Genomic DNA, 15777 nt, shown 5'->3' with positions numbered 1-15777 from the left:
TCCATGGTGATAGAGGCATTCATTATGGAAGGCGTATTTGAAGGCGGTTGTAATCTTGTTCTATAAAAAGAACTCCTTGCCCGATGGCAAGGAGCTCTTCAAGTTCTGATTTGCTTATTTCATGCTACCACTTTAATGAACTTCCGAACACGAGACCGTTACTGATCAATCTTCCCGGCGAAGTTACCGTGTTACCATTTGCATACATGCCCGAGGAAGCCCCACCATCCATATTCATGGCCTGATAAGCGCCCAGCTTCAGCATGATGCTGCCCCACTGTTTGATCGTGGCTCCAGGGACGGTTGCAAGGACAATACTCCCGTCCTTCTTGATGGCAACTCCGCTCCTTGCACCGCCATCTGTTAAAATTTTGGAGCTACCGAACCCTTCGGCTGCCGGATTTACGGCCAGCTTGCCGTCTTTTACAAGTCTCGGCCCTGCTCCAATAGCCGTATGGACATTGGACCAGTTGATATCTTTATTATTCTCGTTATAGTAGCTGATGCTATAGTCGACAAAACTGCCTTTTTTGAAGCGAGTGGCAAGCATGTCCTCTTCCTTGCCTGTAAATACAAGCACATACCCATCACTTGGAATCGTAGCATTTTGGTTTGGAGCGACTTTCGTGACAATTCCCTTACGAACCGTAATCGCTGTCCCGTAGGAGAAGCCGACATTTGCTCCACGTTTCGGTGTAAACATAACAGCTGATGTTTTCCCTTTGGTCGGTGTACGGTTAACGAAGTAGACATACCAGCTCTGCGCTCTCTCCTCGGGAGCCTTGACGGTGCCGCGAACTCGAACGCGAAGTGTATCCATGACGGCAGAGCCATCCCATTTGAAACCGATGGATGTACCTGTATTGCCAATATGCTCTATAACTCCATCGCTGATGATCATGCCATAAGGATCGGGAACTCCGCCATAAGCTTCAAAATAGGTACCATTAATGGCGGCAGATGCGTTATATGCGCCCGCGATGGAGGACAGCGATTTGACTGCGCCTACTCTCTGATTGGCAAGACCGGCAGTGACTGGTGTTCCTTTTGGTAGTGTCACAGTCTTCACGCTGAATGATTTGCCCGATACACTGACTTTTTTCGTCGCATAGACGGCCTTGGCTTTAGAGGCTCCTTGTGTGATAGTCACAGGCAGCTTAAGCTGACCTTTGTAGCCTGGAGTGACGACCTGGATCAGAATGTTCGTAGAACCCTGCTTTACAGGAATAACAACGCCTTCCTGATTGACACGGGCGATGGCTTTGTTGCCTGAAGAATAGACGACCTGCACTTTATCCGACAACTTAAGCTTGTTTTGAATCGGCTCACGTTTATCCAAAGACAATGTAATGGATTTGGACGGATAAGTTAGGTCCACGGCTGTTGTCTGGCTGCTTGCCGCTTGTGCTATTCCAGAATAAGAAATGCCTGAGGAGACAGACACAGCCAGGGCTAATGCACTCGTAAGCAGAATAGCAGCTGATTTTTTGACGTATGTTTTGGTGAAAATGTTCATGTTACGCTTAATTCCCCCTTATGTATGAAAATAGGTATGATACTAGGTTGTTATCGGCAGAGATACTCAAACAACTTACATATTATTGAAAATAGGAGGTAGTTGGACATCACTCCATGTGTATGCTATCATTTGGTTACCAATAGTAAGTAACAGAATATTAGGAGGTATTGCAGCATGAAAGTAGAAATTTGGTCGGACTTTATGTGTCCTTTTTGTTATATAGGTAAACGCCGTTTTGAGGAGGCGCTTGAATCTCTTCCGTTCCGCGAATCCGTAGAAGTGGTGTACCGCAGCTTTGAACTGAATCCAAATGAAGCAGTGGACACGGATCAGACAACGTATGAAGCGCTGGCAAGCAAATATGGAACAACGGTTGAGCAAGCCAAAGCAATGACTGCGAATGTCGTTGAGCAGGCGCAAAGTGTAGGATTGGACTATAATTTTGATCGGATTAAACCGACGAATTCATTTGATGCCCATCGTCTGGCTCATTATGCAGCGACCAAGGGCAAAGACAAGGAAATGGTGGAGCGGCTCCTTGCTGCCTATTTTGTAGAGGCACAGCATGTGGGCAGCAGAGAAGTACTGGTGAAGCTGGCAGCAGAGATTGGGCTTGATGGCGAGGAAGTTAGTACTGTTCTGGAAGGAGATCAATACAGCGAGGAAGTTCGCACGGACGAGAGAGAAGGGGCGCAGCTTGGCATTCAAGGTGTTCCGTTCTTCGTTATTGACCGCAAGTATGGCATTTCCGGCGCACAGCCGCTTTCTGTATTTAGTCAGGCACTCACCCAGGCTTGGTCCGAAGGCCAGCCGCTGCAGGTGATCGGCAATACAGAGGATGCTGCTGTATGTACCGACGATTCCTGTGTAATGCCTGGAGATGTGAATAAATAACAGCATACCGTTATCCGGCGATTCGGGCTCTTCCTAGAGCTCGGATCGTTTTTTTTGTTTATGATTAGGAGGATAACCAATATGTATTATCGAATAAATTTCCAGTGACCTTCCTTTTTTACAAAATTAGTGTGTAATTTCAAAAAAAGAGAGGAGCTGTAGAGCAAGCTTGGATAACAGAGACAATGAAAATAATGATCCCAAGGTATCTCCAGAGCAAGAGAAATACTCAAGTAAGCCTGTTCAATATACTACTAACTATGTGAACCATATTGATAGCATTTATAATGATTTCGCTGAAAGAGGCGGCATGGATAATTTGAAGGGTCAAGGAAAACCCCTCGAAATTTCTGATGGCAGTGTCGTAGACTCAATGATGAAAAATGCTAATTATCTACCAAAATGGATCGAATTGCAGAAAGAAATTAGAGCTCATATTCTTGCAACTCTTGAAATTATGGAGAATAACGGTGAGAAAAACAAAGTTAACGAAGAAATCGATACGATCAATCTTAAAATACAGAAATATAATCTCATGGTTCCCACAAGTATCTTACAGAAGGGCTTTATCTCACCTGAGAACATCAAAAATAAATATTCACATTGGGAATGAGGTCTTTAATTTAATTTCAGGCATAAATGTTGTTAACGCTTACTATATATAATGAAGTAAGAGGTAATGCAACACTCCGGTATCTGTCAAGAATGCTTTATACTCGGAGGAAGCCGCATCAATCCTCACCTTTACAATCAAGGAGGTACTTGTAGTGGAGAACAATAAGGGTTCAATTCCGCTGGGTGTTATTTTATGCCGGGACTGTCACAATGAGCTTGGCGTACAGGAAACAAATCGTGTACAGGTTTTTTATTCGAACTGCGGATCAATCCACTGTAAGGAGAAGAGATTGAATTCCGAATATGAGCAGTATCTCGATGACAATCCATAAATCATCATTCATAGTGTTCTCACTATAAAATACGCGGGTATAAAAAGAGCAGAGGGAAGCGTGAAATGCGCACCCTCTGCTCTTTTTATTATTCAGGATTTTGCAATTAAATGTATCAAATTCTTATCCTGTATTATGAAACTGAAGTTTCTTTCTTGCTCTCCCGTTTCTCGGAGAACATGATCTTAAGGAATGGCGGTGTCACCAGTGTTGTCACGATAACCATGATAATGACCGAGGTGTAATAGTCGGTAGCAAGAAGTCCCGAACTGAGTCCAGTTCCTGCGATGATGAGAGCAACTTCTCCTCTAGAGATCATGCCTGTTCCTACAGCAAAGGAGGAATGTCGGTTAAACCCGGTCAGACCTGCGCCGAGCGCGCCTCCAAGCAGCTTGGTTATAATCGCGATCACACTGATTACAATAATAAATCCGATCTGAGATCCGACTCCTTCGAAGTTGACGTTGAGCCCGATATTGACAAAAAATACAGGAACGAACAAGCTGTACGCGATCGGCTCCAGTTTATTCTCCACCGTATGCTTGTAGTCGGTTTGCGAGATGGCAATGCCTGCAGCGAAGGCGCCGATAATCCCCGCAACGCCCATCCATTCGGCAAAATACGAAAACGCAAGAGCGATAATGACGCCGGCAGAGATGACCGTTTCAGCGACCTTCAGCTTCGACAGCCATTTCATGAGAAGTGGAACAGCCCAGATGGCTGCTGCAATAATAACGACAAAGAACAGAACCTTCTTGCCGATCAGTGTCCCGATGCTGACGGATTCTCCGGCTCCGAGCACACTCATCATTACAGCCAAGAGGACAACGACCAGGATATCGTCTACAACGGCAGCACCCAGAATGGTCGTCCCTTCTCTGGAACTCAGCTTGTTCATCTCCTTAAGCGTTTGTACGGAAATGCTGACTGAGGTTGCACAGAAGAGCAAACCGAAGAACAGGGCATGATGCTGATCCATGCCGAAGGCGATAGCTGATCCATAGCCGCCAAAGAAGGGGATAATGACCCCGCCGACCGCAACGGCAAAAGCAACCTTCCAGTTTTTTCTCAGCTGATCCAGATCGGTTTCCAGACCTGCGATGAACATGAGGACAAGCACCCCGATCTCGGCAAACTCTTGTATGAATGAGGTCTGGTGCACCCATCCAAGTACTGCGGGTCCGAGAATAACCCCGGCAATCAATTCCCCCAGTACAGATGGCTGTCCCAGCTTCACTGACAGATGCCCTGCCAATTTGGTAAAGATAAGAATGAGTACTAGATGCAGAATAAACTCCATAGTGATCTCCTTTCTGGGTCATATATTGTAGTGCACGAATCACAACGAAGTTATTACTAAGATATATTGTCCGGACGACATCGGTTGTAACCCAATTAGGACAAGAAAAAAGACATATCTGGCGCAAGGAGCCGTTGATATGCCTCAAAAAGACAGAGAGATACCTGATGTGCCAGACTCCCCCTATAAAAACAACGTATGTGATTGTGAGCAATAACTTAGCTTATTATACTGCTTAAAAACGAGATTGAAAAGACATGTTTATGGAAAGATATACATAACCCAGCATTTACATCGTCTGATTGATCATTCGTTTAAGATATATGAGAAGTATATTTGAAGACTTCGTAACAGAAGCTAGAGTTATAAGGTATGATTGTTCGAAGTGTTGTCACTTAACACCTTGAGTATGGGAGTATATAATTAGAAATAGCATTTACTCATAGAGGAGGATACGCGTAAGTATGAGCAAAAATCTCAAGGAAGGCGGATACGTCCCGACGAGCAAAAAAAATTTTGCCGGGATTATTTTAACCGTTTCCCTTATCGCGAATATCATTATTTTGGTACTTTTCTTCGGTCCCGTCGGCTACAGTGGTGAAATTAGTTTTGATTATACGATTCTTCCAAGAATTAATGCTGTGCTGAACAGCTTTACCTTTATTTTCCTGCTTGCGGCTCTGATTGCGATTATGAAGAAGAACATTAGAATTCACAAGGGCTTTATTCTTGCTGCATTCACATCCACACTATTGTTCTTGGTAACCTACCTAACGTTTCACTATATATCGCCTGAGTCTGCCAAGTTCGGAGGAGAAGGAATCATTCGGCCTATTTACTTTACGATTCTAATTACCCATAGCTTCCTGGCTGCTGTTATTGTCCCTTTAGCCCTGTTCTCTCTGGTATGGGGCTGGACGATGCAGGTCGAGAAGCATAAGAAGATTGCACGCTGGACGATGCCAATCTGGCTCTATGTAAGTATCACCGGGGTTATCGTATATTTGTTTATGGCACCTTATTATTAATGAATAAAGAATAAGCAGAGACCGGAATTTCCTTCGATTTGTGAGGAGGCACCGGTCTTTTTTGTTTAATAATAGGGACATGCTACAATAGAGAGGCATTGATTGTGTTAGTCATAGAGGAGGGGAAATCGCGCCGTGAAGAAGAACAGACTCGGTTCGTCAGATCTTTTAGTGAGTGAAATTGGACTAGGCTGCATGTCGCTCGGGACGGATGAGAATACAGCGGTACCGCTTATTCATGAAGCACTTGATCGCGGGGTTAATTTTCTGGATACAGCGGATATTTATGATGATGGGCGAAATGAAGAAATCGTAGGCACTGCACTGAAAGGCCGCAGACAAGATATTGTATTGGCTACGAAAGCAGGGAATGTTCGTGTCCCCGGACAGTCCGGCTTAACTTGGGATCCAAGCAAACAGCATATCTTCTCCGCGGTCAAAGAGAGCCTGCGAAGACTTAAGACGGATTATATAGATTTATACCAGCTGCACGGAGGAACGATTGAGGACAACATGGAAGAAACGATTGAAGCGTTCGAACAATTGAAGCAGGAAGGGGTTATTCGTTATTACGGAATCTCTTCCATTCGGCCCAACGTGATTAGAGAATATGTTCAGCGTGCTCAGATCGTAAGTGTCATGAGCCAGTACAGCCTGCTGGATCGTCGTGGTGAAGAGGAGGTTTATCCTCTGCTCGATGAACATGGAATTAGTGTGATTGCGAGAGGCCCCGTTGCGAGTGGTGCGCTTGCAGATGGCAGAGATGATAAAGCTGCAAAAGGCTTTTTGAATTATTCTGGGGATCAGATTACCAAAATTCGAAATCAGCTTCGTCCTCTAGTGAATGAGCACCGGAGCATGTCTCAAACGGCTATTCGTTATGCACTCCATCATCCAGCGGTGGCGACTGTAATTCCGGGGGCAAGCTCGCGCAAACAGCTGCTTGAGAATATCGGTGTCGCAGATACACCTTCGCTCACAGAGGAGGAATATCAACTGCTTCAAGAAATGACCAACGCTAACCTCTATACGCAGCACCGTTAATGGAAAGCTGTTATATTATATAATCAGAACACAATAAGAGAGGGGTTTATAAAATGGAGAGAATACAAACTGAAGAACAATACAGAGAGCTTATTCAAGGAGATAAGCTGACCGTTATCAAATTCGATACGACATGGTGTCCAGATTGCAAAAATATGGACCGATTTATTGGAGACGTCATTGATCAGCATCAAGACAAAGCGTTCTACGCAATTGATGCAGAGAAGCTTATGCCGGTAGCCGACGAGAACCAGGTCCGGGGTATTCCAAGCCTGCTCGTATTCAAGAACGGAGAGAAGATTGCTCATCTGCATAGTAAATGGGCAAAGACACCTGCTCAGGTGTCGGAATATCTTGAAACACTAGAATCTAAGCTGTGAAACAGCAGATTTTTTTCTCCTTACAAGGAGCCCCTCCATGCTGCCGATTGAACAGCAGGAGAGGGCTTTTTTTACAGCACAAACACGAAGATGACAAGAGCAAGTCCGAAACGATAATAGGCAAAGGTTGATAGCTTGAGTCTTTTTAATAAGTGAAGAAAGGTTCTTATAGCGAGCATGCCGACAACGAAAGAAGTAATCAGTCCGGCTGCAAAATAAGGAATATCGCTGACAGACAAATAGGAGGCGCTCTTAAGCAGATCCAGAGCTGTTGCTGCAAACATAATGGGGACCGAAACAAGAAATGTGAACTCTGCTGCTGCGGTATGGCTGACTCTGGCTAGAAGCCCGCCGGATATCGTTGAACCGGATCTTGAGAAACCGGGCCATAATGCGAGAATCTGAAATAATCCGATCGTAAACGCTTGTTTGTAAGTAATATCGTCGATCGTAACCGCAGTGGGCTTCCTGTGCCATTTTTCTGCAGCAATCATCAACAGACCTCCGGCAACCAGACTGTAAACGACCGTTTCGGGTCCGAACAAGTAGGCTTTGATGACATCTCGCATCAGTACGGCGGCAACACCTGCAGGCACCATGGCGAGAAAAATATGGAGCAGGCTCAGCCGCGGAACTGTGCGGTCTAAGGGCTTGATTCTGAATAAATCAATAAAAGTCCGCCAATATAAGACGACAACAGCAAGCACTGCACCAAGCTGGACAACAACCTCGAAGGTTTTTACACTTTCCTCATCGGTAGATAAGCCAAGCAAGTGAGCAGTCAGGATCATATGTCCGGTTGAAGACACAGGCAAAAATTCGGTCAGGCCTTCAATAATCCCCATAATAATGGAAGATAAAATATCCACGGCATGTCCTCCTTAAGATCACTTGGGATGTTTTAATACAGACTCACATTAGGAAATGATCTTTATATACTACTCGTCTTATCTGTCAGACAGAACCAAAAGTAAATGTTGATTTATGTCGAAACTAGTCACTTTGCTTGTCTTCATTTTGTGATATGATAGGTGAAGCAAGCTCATTTATGTAAGCGCTTAGAATAGAAATAGAGGTGAATTCTTTGCTGTCATGGCTTGTACGGCTTAACAATAATACGAAGCTGAAGCACAAGCTTCTGATCAGTTACGTTCTTGTCGTCATGATTCCTGTGCTGATTATCGGTATAGGTGTGACTTATTATTTTCGGCAGCAGGCGATGGATCAAGCAATAGAGCAAGCTAGAAACAACGTAGATCGAATTAAAAATCAGGCCTCCACATTTCTCAGGGTGCCGACAGATATATCTAATCTCCTGCTGTTCAACAAGGAACTGGAGACTGTTGTAAATACCGAATATTCCAGCATCCTCGAGCTGACGAAGACTTATCATGCCTTCGATCTGTTCAATGAGTATCTTCAGCAATACCGGGAGCTGTCCGCGATCCGATTCTTTACCTATAATCCTACACTTGTGAACAATCTGGAATTTATCCCGGTGACGGAACAAATTGAAGATACCGAGTGGTTTGATCAAGCCATTCACGCGAGAAGTATCGGTTGGTTCTATGTGCCTTCGACACCCGATAATCCGGCGGATGCCTTGGCATTGGTCAGAAGGGTGCATTTTCCTGAATATCAAAGTCAAGGTGTGCTGATGGTGCTGATTAATCGCTTTGAGATTAACAACATATTAAGCCAGGAACCTTTTGACACGATGGTTGTAGACAGTCAGGGATACATTGTCGCAGCGAAAGATATAAGTTTGGTTGGACAAACCTTTGATAATTTGGACATTGAAGTGGATCTTAACAGCCAAGGGACGGGGATTATTGATACCGATGTCAAGAATGAGCCTTCCAAAATTATTGTCGATGAGCTGCTCCCGGCTTCGAGCATGAATGGATTTCAGATTGTATCGGTCTTCTCCAACAAAAGCATCGTTAATGATGCGAACAAGATCAGCTTAATTGGCATGCTATTTATCGGTTTAGTGCTGCTGGTGGCGCTGGTCTTTGTCTATGTTATTTCGTTCTTAACGACAAAGCGTATGCTTGGGTTAAGCCGCCAGATTAACCGGGTCGCCCTAGGGGATTTGAAAGTTGTATCCAATATTGATGGAAATGATGAGATAGGTCAGCTGTCAAGGCAATTTAATTCGATGGTATCGAGCATTGATCAATTGATGACGCAAGTCGTTGAGACAAGTGAGCAGAATAACCGGCTCGAGATCGCGCAGAAGGAAATTAAGCTCAAAATGATGGCTAGCCAGATCAATCCGCATTTTCTTTTTAATGCGCTGGAGTCCATACGGATGAAAGCACATATTAGAGGAGAGGTCGAAATAGCGAATATTGTTCGGCTGCTCGGTAAGCTGATGCGCAAAAATTTGGAGATCGGCAGCGGGCATACGACCGTCAAAGCCGAGATGGAAATTGTTCAATCTTATCTGCTCATTCAAAAATTCCGTTACGAAGATCGATTGGATTTCGAATTGCGGCTGGACAAGTCTGCTGATAAAACATACATCCCTCCGCTGATTATCCAGCCTCTCGTTGAGAATGCGATTGTACATGGGCTCGAGAACCAGGAAGAGGACGTTAAGGTTGAAGTCAAAATTCAGAATTTGGATGAGAAGCTGCTTAGAATAGGCGTGACAGATAATGGCGTCGGGATAACCAAGGAGCGACTTGCAGAAGTGTTAGCTTCCATTGCCGGTCCAGATGAGGAAGAAAAGAGCCGTATTGGCCTTAGAAACGTTCATCAGCGGTTGACATTGTCTTATGGAGAAGAGCATGGACTTAATATCCATAGCGAATATGGTGTAGGTACAGAAATTTATTTTACTGTTTCCAAAGGAGGCAGCCTGAATGTATAGCGTAATACTTGTAGATGACGAACCGATGATCAGAGAAGGGCTGAAGACGATCATTGATTGGGAAGATCGGGGTTATGAAGTCATTGATACGGCTTCTAATGGAAGAGAAGCTGTAGAGAAATATCATGAGCTTCAGCCGGATCTGATGATACTTGATATCCGCATGCCTGGAATGACAGGTCTTGAAGTGATAGAACAGCTATTTCAGGAAGGTAAAAAAGGACACTTTCTAATCTTAAGCGGCCATGCCGATTTTGATTATGCCAAGAAGGCAATCAGCTTCGGCGTAGATGGTTATTTGCTTAAGCCGGTAGATGAAGAAGAAATGATGGAAGAACTGGATCGAATCAAGAAAATGCTGGACAAAGAGGAGAAGATCAAGCAACGGACTTCAAACGAAGAGCTGTTTTACAGAGAGCATCTCATCGAGTCCATTATCTTTGACGGACAAGTCTGGGAGGATGAGCAGCTGAAGGAATGGGGGCTTTATTCTTCAAGCTATCAAGTGCTTCTCCTTGAGTTGTATAATGATTCGACCTTATTTCTAACAGAAGTCAAACGGGAAATCGCAGAGATGCTAAACGGCACACAGCGCGGAGTCGTATTTAATGCTAGGAAATATGTCGGGCTATTGCTCCGGGAGCCAGTGCTTTCCAAAGAAGATGCCCGTCGTTTATATGAAGGGATCGTAACGGTACTCAAACGATACTCTTCGATGATATATATTGCTGCAGGTAGTTCTGTCGATAGTGTTCGTGAACTTGAACAGTCTTACCGTGAGGCATTAATTACAATAGAGCGGAGATTCTTCGCTAAAGAAAGAAGCATATTGCTTCTATCCGATGTGTATGAGCCGGATGATGAATCTGAACATGCGGGGACGATGAATGAACATGAACTGGCTGATAAGCTGTATTATGCGCTGGACATTAGAAGCAAGGATCTTCTTACCCGGGTATTGTCGGAGATGGAAGAGACCGTAACCAACAACCGTTTCACCGAAGGTGACATCAAAAAAATAACGGCTCAAATAGCGGCGTTGGCACTGAATAAGCTGTCTCTGAATCATGAAGAAGCCAAAAGCATCGTAACAGAGCATACAGCCATGCTAGCGGCTCTATATCGGCAGCCAACGCTGTATGATCTGTTAGAGACACTCAATATTCAATTTGTGAAAGTCATTTCCCAGCTGGGCGGTAACAGCAAGGATACTGTGATTAAGCAAATGATTGATTTCATTAAACGGAATCCAGGCGATCACCTTAAGCTTGAAGTGCTTGCCGAAGTCTTCAATTACAATAGCAGCTATCTAGGCAAACTGTTCAAAAATTATACGGGGGAATCATTTAACGTATTTGTCGACAAAGTTCGCATGGAGCGTGCGAAGGAACTGCTGTCAGAGGGTCTTAAGGTCCATCAAGTGTCTGCTACCATTGGGTATGCGAATGTGGATTATTTTCATAGCAAATTTAAAAAGTATGTTGGTGTTTCACCGTCTGCTTACCGGGAGCAATCCAGGGATCAAAGCTAAGTGGCCTTTTCATGGAAATAGAAAACGTTATTGTTAAAATGTAGTCGTTCAAACAGCTCATTTGATACCCTCATTTTTAGACATATTATATAACAATTCGACGACACACCTCTAATTTTTATATGAAATTATATTAAATCCAATGGGTATTTCTCTTCAAAATGTTGGAGTATCATTAAGTTATCAAACAGAGGAGGGGTCATTTCATGGAAACGCTAACACAGCCCGCTTCCACGGATTCCAAGGAGTCACCCGCTGCGAAAGCGAAGCGGAAAGGGCCTAATAACTTTTGGAAGACAGTGAAAGACCAAAAGTATTTGCTGCTGATGTCCATGCCTTTCGTTGCATGGGTGTTCGTATTCAACTACCTGCCGCTATGGGGATGGACCATGGCATTTCAAGACTTTAAGCCAGCAAGAGGCTTTTTTGAGCAGGATTGGGTAGGGTTCAAACATTTCGTCGAATTGTTCAGTGACGATCGATTCTACCTTGTACTAAGAAATACATTGGCTATGAGTTTGATGGGACTAGTTGTCGGTTTCGTATTCCCGATATTCTTCGCTATCCTACTCAATGAGCTTCGCGGCAAATTTTTTAAGAGAACCGTGCAAACGGTATCATACTTACCTCACTTTGTATCCTGGGTCGTTGTAGCCGGGATTATAACGAAAATGCTGTCCACGGATGGCGGTATTATCAATGATATCTTGGTCGCACTTAATATTGTTGATGAGCCTATTCAGTTTATGGCGCAGGGGAATCTTTTTTGGTACATTGTAACCGCTTCCGATTTGTGGAAGGAAATGGGATGGAACGCGATCATTTATCTGGCAGCGATTACAGGTATCGATCAGGAGCTGTATGAAGCTTCCCGGGTCGATGGTGCAAGCCGCTGGAGACAAATGTGGCATATCACTTTGCCTGGTATCCGTTCTACAATCTCTGTACTGTTCATCATGTCGATCGGTCACTTGATCAGTATTGGTTACGAGAAACAATTCTTGCTCGGAAACAGCTTGGTAACGGACTACTCGGAAGTACTCGATCTATATGCTCTGAATTATGGTTTGCAGATGGGCAGGTACTCATACGGTACGGCAATAGGTATATTCAACTCTGTGGTTAGCGTAATCCTGTTGTTCACTGCAAACGGTCTCTTCAAGAAATTCACTAAAGAGAGCATCATGTAGAAAGGGGGAAGGAAGCGTGTCTAAAGCTAACAAAGCATTTAACGCCACAACTTCGGAGAAGGTTTTTGACGTAGCAAACTACGTTGTTATGGCTTTGATTCTTATAGTGACTCTGTATCCGTTCTTGAACGTACTGGCCATCTCACTCAATGAATCAACGGATACTGTTCGCGGCGGAATCTACTTGTGGCCTCGTGAATTTACACTTGAGAACTACAAGACGATTTTCCAATATGACGGTCTGATCCAAGGTGCTCAGGTATCCTTGGCTAGAACGATTGTCGGAACCGTGCTTGGCCTCTTGAGTTCATCCATGGTAGCGTATACACTCGCTCGTCCTGACTTTAGAGCGAAGAAATTCGTGTCCACGTTCCTGGCGCTTACGATGTATTTCTCTGGTGGTTTGATTCCAGGATACATCTTGATGAGAGATCTTAACCTGATCGGTACGTTCTGGATTTACATTTTCCCAGCTCTGATCAGTGCATTTAACGTATTCGTTATTCGTTCCTTTATTGATGGTCTTCCATATGCGCTTCAAGAATCGGCCAAGCTCGATGGAGCCAATGACTTTAAAATTTATTACAAAATCATCCTTCCGCTCTGTAAGCCGGTACTTGCGACGATTGCATTGTTCCTGGCCGTTGGACAGTGGAACTCCTGGTTCGATACTTACTTGTACAATGGTTCGAAGCCAGAGCTCACGACCCTTCAATACGAGCTTATGAAGGTCCTTCAAAGTACACAGCAAGGCAGCGGTTCTACAGTTAACGCGAATGATATGGCACAGCAAATGGCCAATATTTCACCGGAATCCATCCGAATGGCGATCACTATTGTCGTTACTGTTCCAATCCTTATGGTCTATCCGTTCCTTCAGAAGTACTTCGTTGGCGGTATGACACTGGGTGCAGTAAAAGCCTAGTACACTCAATCTAGATAGATTGAAGTAAAGAAACCGAACAATATGAACTCTAAATGCATCAATCTCAGCAGTTAAACAATAAGAAGCTTTAATCCGTGGGATCCATTTCATAAATACCTGTATAGTTGTTTTGAAATTGATTCCCTTCTATCAAAATTATTAGAGAAAATAGAGATAGAAATAGAGATAAATATAACTTGTTGGATTGGATCAAAAAGATATTGTGTAATTAAATGGGGAGGAACTTAGATATGCCTAGCAAAACAACGAAATTTGCAATTGTACCTTTACTTGGAATGTCTCTTCTGGCGGCAGGATGCGGCGGAGGAAGCAATGGCAGTGGTGAATATGAGGATACAAGTAATGATACTTCAGCAATTACATTTGACTTCTTTAGTGCAGATGCTTCACCAAACTGGAATCAGATGCAGGATGCTGTTGGTAAGAAAATTACTGAAGCTACAGGGGTAACTCTGAATGGTGAGTTTGCAGTAACGGGCGGAGGACAAGACCGGGTTGCACTTATGGCAGCGAGCGGTGAGTATCCAGATATCATTTCTGCCAAAGGTGAAGTGAATAAGCTCGTCGATGCAGGTGCTTTGATCGACTTGACAGACCTTATTGAGGAATATGCGCCTAATATTAAGGCCTTGTATGGAGAGTACTGGGATCGCCTGAAATACAGCACAGAGGATGAGTCCATTTATATACTCCCAACCTACGCTGGTGTAGGCCAACAATACTTTGATGCAACAGGTGGATTTAAGCTTCAGCATCGTGTTCTTGAGGAGCTTGGATATCCTGAAATCCGTACAACAGAAGATTTTGAGAAAGCTCTGAAGGATTACATGAAGCTTCATCCGACAACGGATGGACAGCCTACTATTCCACTGACGCTGGATGCAGACGACTGGAGAATTCAAATTACAGTAACGAACCCGGCGTTCTGGGCAACAGGCGCTCATGATGATGGTGAATACTTCATCAATCCAGATACTTTTGAAGCAATGCTGCACGTGAAACGTCCAGAGGAAAAAGAATACTTCCGTTGGCTGAACAAGCTGTATAACGAAGGTTTGATTGATAATGAAAGCTTTGTACAAAAATCGGATCAATACAAATCCAAAATTGCAAGTGGCCGCGTGCTTGGTCTGATCGACCAAGAGTGGGGTTATGCTGATGCGGAGAACTCTCTGAAAACACAAGGCAAATACGATCAAACTTATGCAACATTCCCTGTAACCATGTCTGAGGACATCTTGGATCATACATTCCAGGATACAGGATTCCAATCTGGATGGGGTGTAGGAATTTCTACAACGAACCCAGATCCGGTGCGTACAATCAAGTTCTTTGACTATCTGGCTTCTGAAGAAGGGCAGGTTCTCATTAACTGGGGTATTGAAGGCGAGCATTACAACGTAGATGAGAATGGCCAACGTGTCATCCCTGAAGAAGTACTGAATGAGAAGAACAACAATGCCGGACCGTTCACAAAAGAAACAGGTATTGGACTGTACACGAACATTGCACCACACTATGGTGACGGCGTGAAGGATTCTACTGACAACTACTACACAGCTAACTATCCAGAGCAAATCGTTGCTTCCTATTCTGAAGCAGACAAGACAACGCTGGAGCAGTACGGAGCTGAGACTTACAAGGACCTGTTCCCGAAAGAAGACGAATTCCCTGTAAAACCATGGGGTGCTGCTTATAATATGGCTGTACCATCCGGATCCAGCTACAGTGTTGCATTCCAGAAATCACAGGATATTATTAGAAAACGTATCCCAGAAGCGATCTTGACTACACCGGACAAGTTTGATGCCGTGTACGAGACAATGCTGACTGAGCTGGACAAAGCCGGCGTAACCGAGATGGAAGCAGAGTATACTGAGCTGATTAAGCAAAGAGTAGAGCTGTGGAACGGAAGTAACGCAGCCGCAGAATAATGTTTATTGTTAGATAATTTAAGCAAATGCTGCGCAATTGATAAGAAGGAAGAGGCTTTTATAGTTTTATAAAAGTCTCTTTATTCTAATTTCATTAAAATTTTACATTACAGATGGATCACTACTATGATTTACATATAAAGTAATTAGATATTAATAAAATGAGGAGAAATAAACCGAAAACGT

General features: G+C 43.9%; 14 protein-coding genes. 11 read left to right on the top strand and 3 right to left on the bottom strand.

Features of this window, described 5'->3' with window-relative positions:
- Nucleotides 1–124 precede the first annotated feature (124 nt).
- Entirely contained in the window at nucleotides 125–1516 is a 1392-nt protein-coding gene (locus BM415_RS22095) for a phosphodiester glycosidase family protein (protein WP_091161379.1), read from the bottom strand.
- Nucleotides 1517–1693: 177 nt separating this feature from the next.
- Between BM415_RS22095 and BM415_RS22090 the strand changes: the two genes are divergently transcribed.
- The 3 genes from BM415_RS22090 (at nucleotide 1694) to BM415_RS22080 (ending at nucleotide 3360) form a co-directional block, all read left to right on the top strand.
- The gene (locus BM415_RS22090) at nucleotides 1694–2413 is read left to right on the top strand and encodes a DsbA family oxidoreductase (protein WP_091161377.1); all 720 of its coding nucleotides are present in this window, start codon (nucleotides 1694–1696) and stop codon (nucleotides 2411–2413) included.
- A 169-nt stretch (nucleotides 2414–2582) separates the two neighbouring features.
- The gene (locus BM415_RS22085; protein WP_091161376.1) at nucleotides 2583–3026 is read left to right on the top strand and encodes a DnaJ family domain-containing protein; all 444 of its coding nucleotides are present in this window, start codon (nucleotides 2583–2585) and stop codon (nucleotides 3024–3026) included.
- Between the two features lie 154 nt (nucleotides 3027–3180).
- The gene (locus tag BM415_RS22080; RefSeq protein ID WP_090727442.1) at nucleotides 3181–3360 is read left to right on the top strand and encodes a GapA-binding peptide SR1P; all 180 of its coding nucleotides are present in this window, start codon (nucleotides 3181–3183) and stop codon (nucleotides 3358–3360) included.
- Between the two features lie 133 nt (nucleotides 3361–3493).
- Here the strand turns inward: BM415_RS22080 and BM415_RS22075 are convergent, their stop codons facing one another.
- Complete coding sequence (locus BM415_RS22075; protein WP_091161374.1) at nucleotides 3494–4660, bottom strand: cation:proton antiporter; 1167 nt, start codon at nucleotides 4658–4660, stop codon at nucleotides 3494–3496.
- Between the two features lie 464 nt (nucleotides 4661–5124).
- Between BM415_RS22075 and BM415_RS22070 the strand changes: the two genes are divergently transcribed.
- From BM415_RS22070 to BM415_RS22060, 3 genes are all read left to right on the top strand, one after another.
- Complete coding sequence (locus tag BM415_RS22070; protein ID WP_091161372.1) at nucleotides 5125–5688, top strand: DUF420 domain-containing protein; 564 nt, start codon at nucleotides 5125–5127, stop codon at nucleotides 5686–5688.
- A 135-nt stretch (nucleotides 5689–5823) separates the two neighbouring features.
- Entirely contained in the window at nucleotides 5824–6732 is a 909-nt protein-coding gene (locus BM415_RS22065) for an aldo/keto reductase (RefSeq protein ID WP_091161370.1), read from the top strand.
- A gap of 53 nt (nucleotides 6733–6785) precedes the next feature.
- A complete protein-coding gene (locus BM415_RS22060) occupies nucleotides 6786–7112 on the top strand; it encodes a thioredoxin family protein (protein ID WP_091161369.1) in 327 nt (108 codons plus the stop codon).
- A gap of 71 nt (nucleotides 7113–7183) precedes the next feature.
- Here BM415_RS22060 and BM415_RS22055 read toward each other — a convergent pair whose 3' ends face one another.
- Nucleotides 7184–7957, bottom strand: a complete 774-nt coding sequence (locus BM415_RS22055; RefSeq protein ID WP_244533687.1) for an undecaprenyl-diphosphate phosphatase — start codon at nucleotides 7955–7957, stop codon at nucleotides 7184–7186.
- Nucleotides 7958–8196: 239 nt separating this feature from the next.
- Between BM415_RS22055 and BM415_RS22050 the strand changes: the two genes are divergently transcribed.
- The 5 genes from BM415_RS22050 (at nucleotide 8197) to BM415_RS22030 (ending at nucleotide 15591) form a co-directional block, all read left to right on the top strand.
- Nucleotides 8197–9990, top strand: a complete 1794-nt coding sequence (locus tag BM415_RS22050) for a cache domain-containing sensor histidine kinase (protein ID WP_244533675.1) — start codon at nucleotides 8197–8199, stop codon at nucleotides 9988–9990.
- Nucleotides 9983–11521: a response regulator transcription factor gene (locus tag BM415_RS22045; protein ID WP_091161365.1), complete on the top strand. Its 1539-nt coding sequence runs from the start codon at nucleotides 9983–9985 to the stop codon at nucleotides 11519–11521. The genes BM415_RS22050 and BM415_RS22045 overlap by 8 nt, the downstream gene beginning before the upstream one ends.
- Nucleotides 11522–11727: 206 nt before the next feature.
- Complete coding sequence (locus BM415_RS22040) at nucleotides 11728–12711, top strand: ABC transporter permease (RefSeq protein ID WP_091161364.1); 984 nt, start codon at nucleotides 11728–11730, stop codon at nucleotides 12709–12711.
- Nucleotides 12712–12727: 16 nt separating this feature from the next.
- Nucleotides 12728–13636, top strand: a complete 909-nt coding sequence (locus BM415_RS22035) for a carbohydrate ABC transporter permease (RefSeq protein ID WP_091161362.1) — start codon at nucleotides 12728–12730, stop codon at nucleotides 13634–13636.
- 251 nt (nucleotides 13637–13887) lie between these two features.
- Nucleotides 13888–15591, top strand: a complete 1704-nt coding sequence (locus BM415_RS22030) for an ABC transporter substrate-binding protein (RefSeq protein WP_091161361.1) — start codon at nucleotides 13888–13890, stop codon at nucleotides 15589–15591.
- Nucleotides 15592–15777 lie beyond the last annotated feature (186 nt).

It is taken from the genome of Paenibacillus sp. 453mf, from assembly GCF_900116105.1.
In the GTDB taxonomy this organism is placed as follows: Bacteria; Bacillota; Bacilli; order Paenibacillales; family Paenibacillaceae; genus Paenibacillus; species Paenibacillus provencensis.
Note: the sequence above shows the minus strand (reverse complement) of the source record. Positions and strands in the feature narration are given on the sequence as shown.

Coding starts and splice junctions, on each gene's coding strand:
- BM415_RS22095 (WP_091161379.1), bottom strand. CDS start 1,516: ATGAACATTTTCACCAAAACATACGTCAAAAAATCAGCTGCTATTCTG.
- BM415_RS22090 (WP_091161377.1), top strand. CDS start 1,694: ATGAAAGTAGAAATTTGGTCGGACTTTATGTGTCCTTTTTGTTATATA.
- BM415_RS22075 (WP_091161374.1), bottom strand. CDS start 4,660: ATGGAGTTTATTCTGCATCTAGTACTCATTCTTATCTTTACCAAATTG.
- BM415_RS22070 (WP_091161372.1), top strand. CDS start 5,125: ATGAGCAAAAATCTCAAGGAAGGCGGATACGTCCCGACGAGCAAAAAA.
- BM415_RS22060 (WP_091161369.1), top strand. CDS start 6,786: ATGGAGAGAATACAAACTGAAGAACAATACAGAGAGCTTATTCAAGGA.
- BM415_RS22055 (WP_244533687.1), bottom strand. CDS start 7,957: ATGGGGATTATTGAAGGCCTGACCGAATTTTTGCCTGTGTCTTCAACC.
- BM415_RS22045 (WP_091161365.1), top strand. CDS start 9,983: ATGTATAGCGTAATACTTGTAGATGACGAACCGATGATCAGAGAAGGG.
- BM415_RS22040 (WP_091161364.1), top strand. CDS start 11,728: ATGGAAACGCTAACACAGCCCGCTTCCACGGATTCCAAGGAGTCACCC.
- BM415_RS22030 (WP_091161361.1), top strand. CDS start 13,888: ATGCCTAGCAAAACAACGAAATTTGCAATTGTACCTTTACTTGGAATG.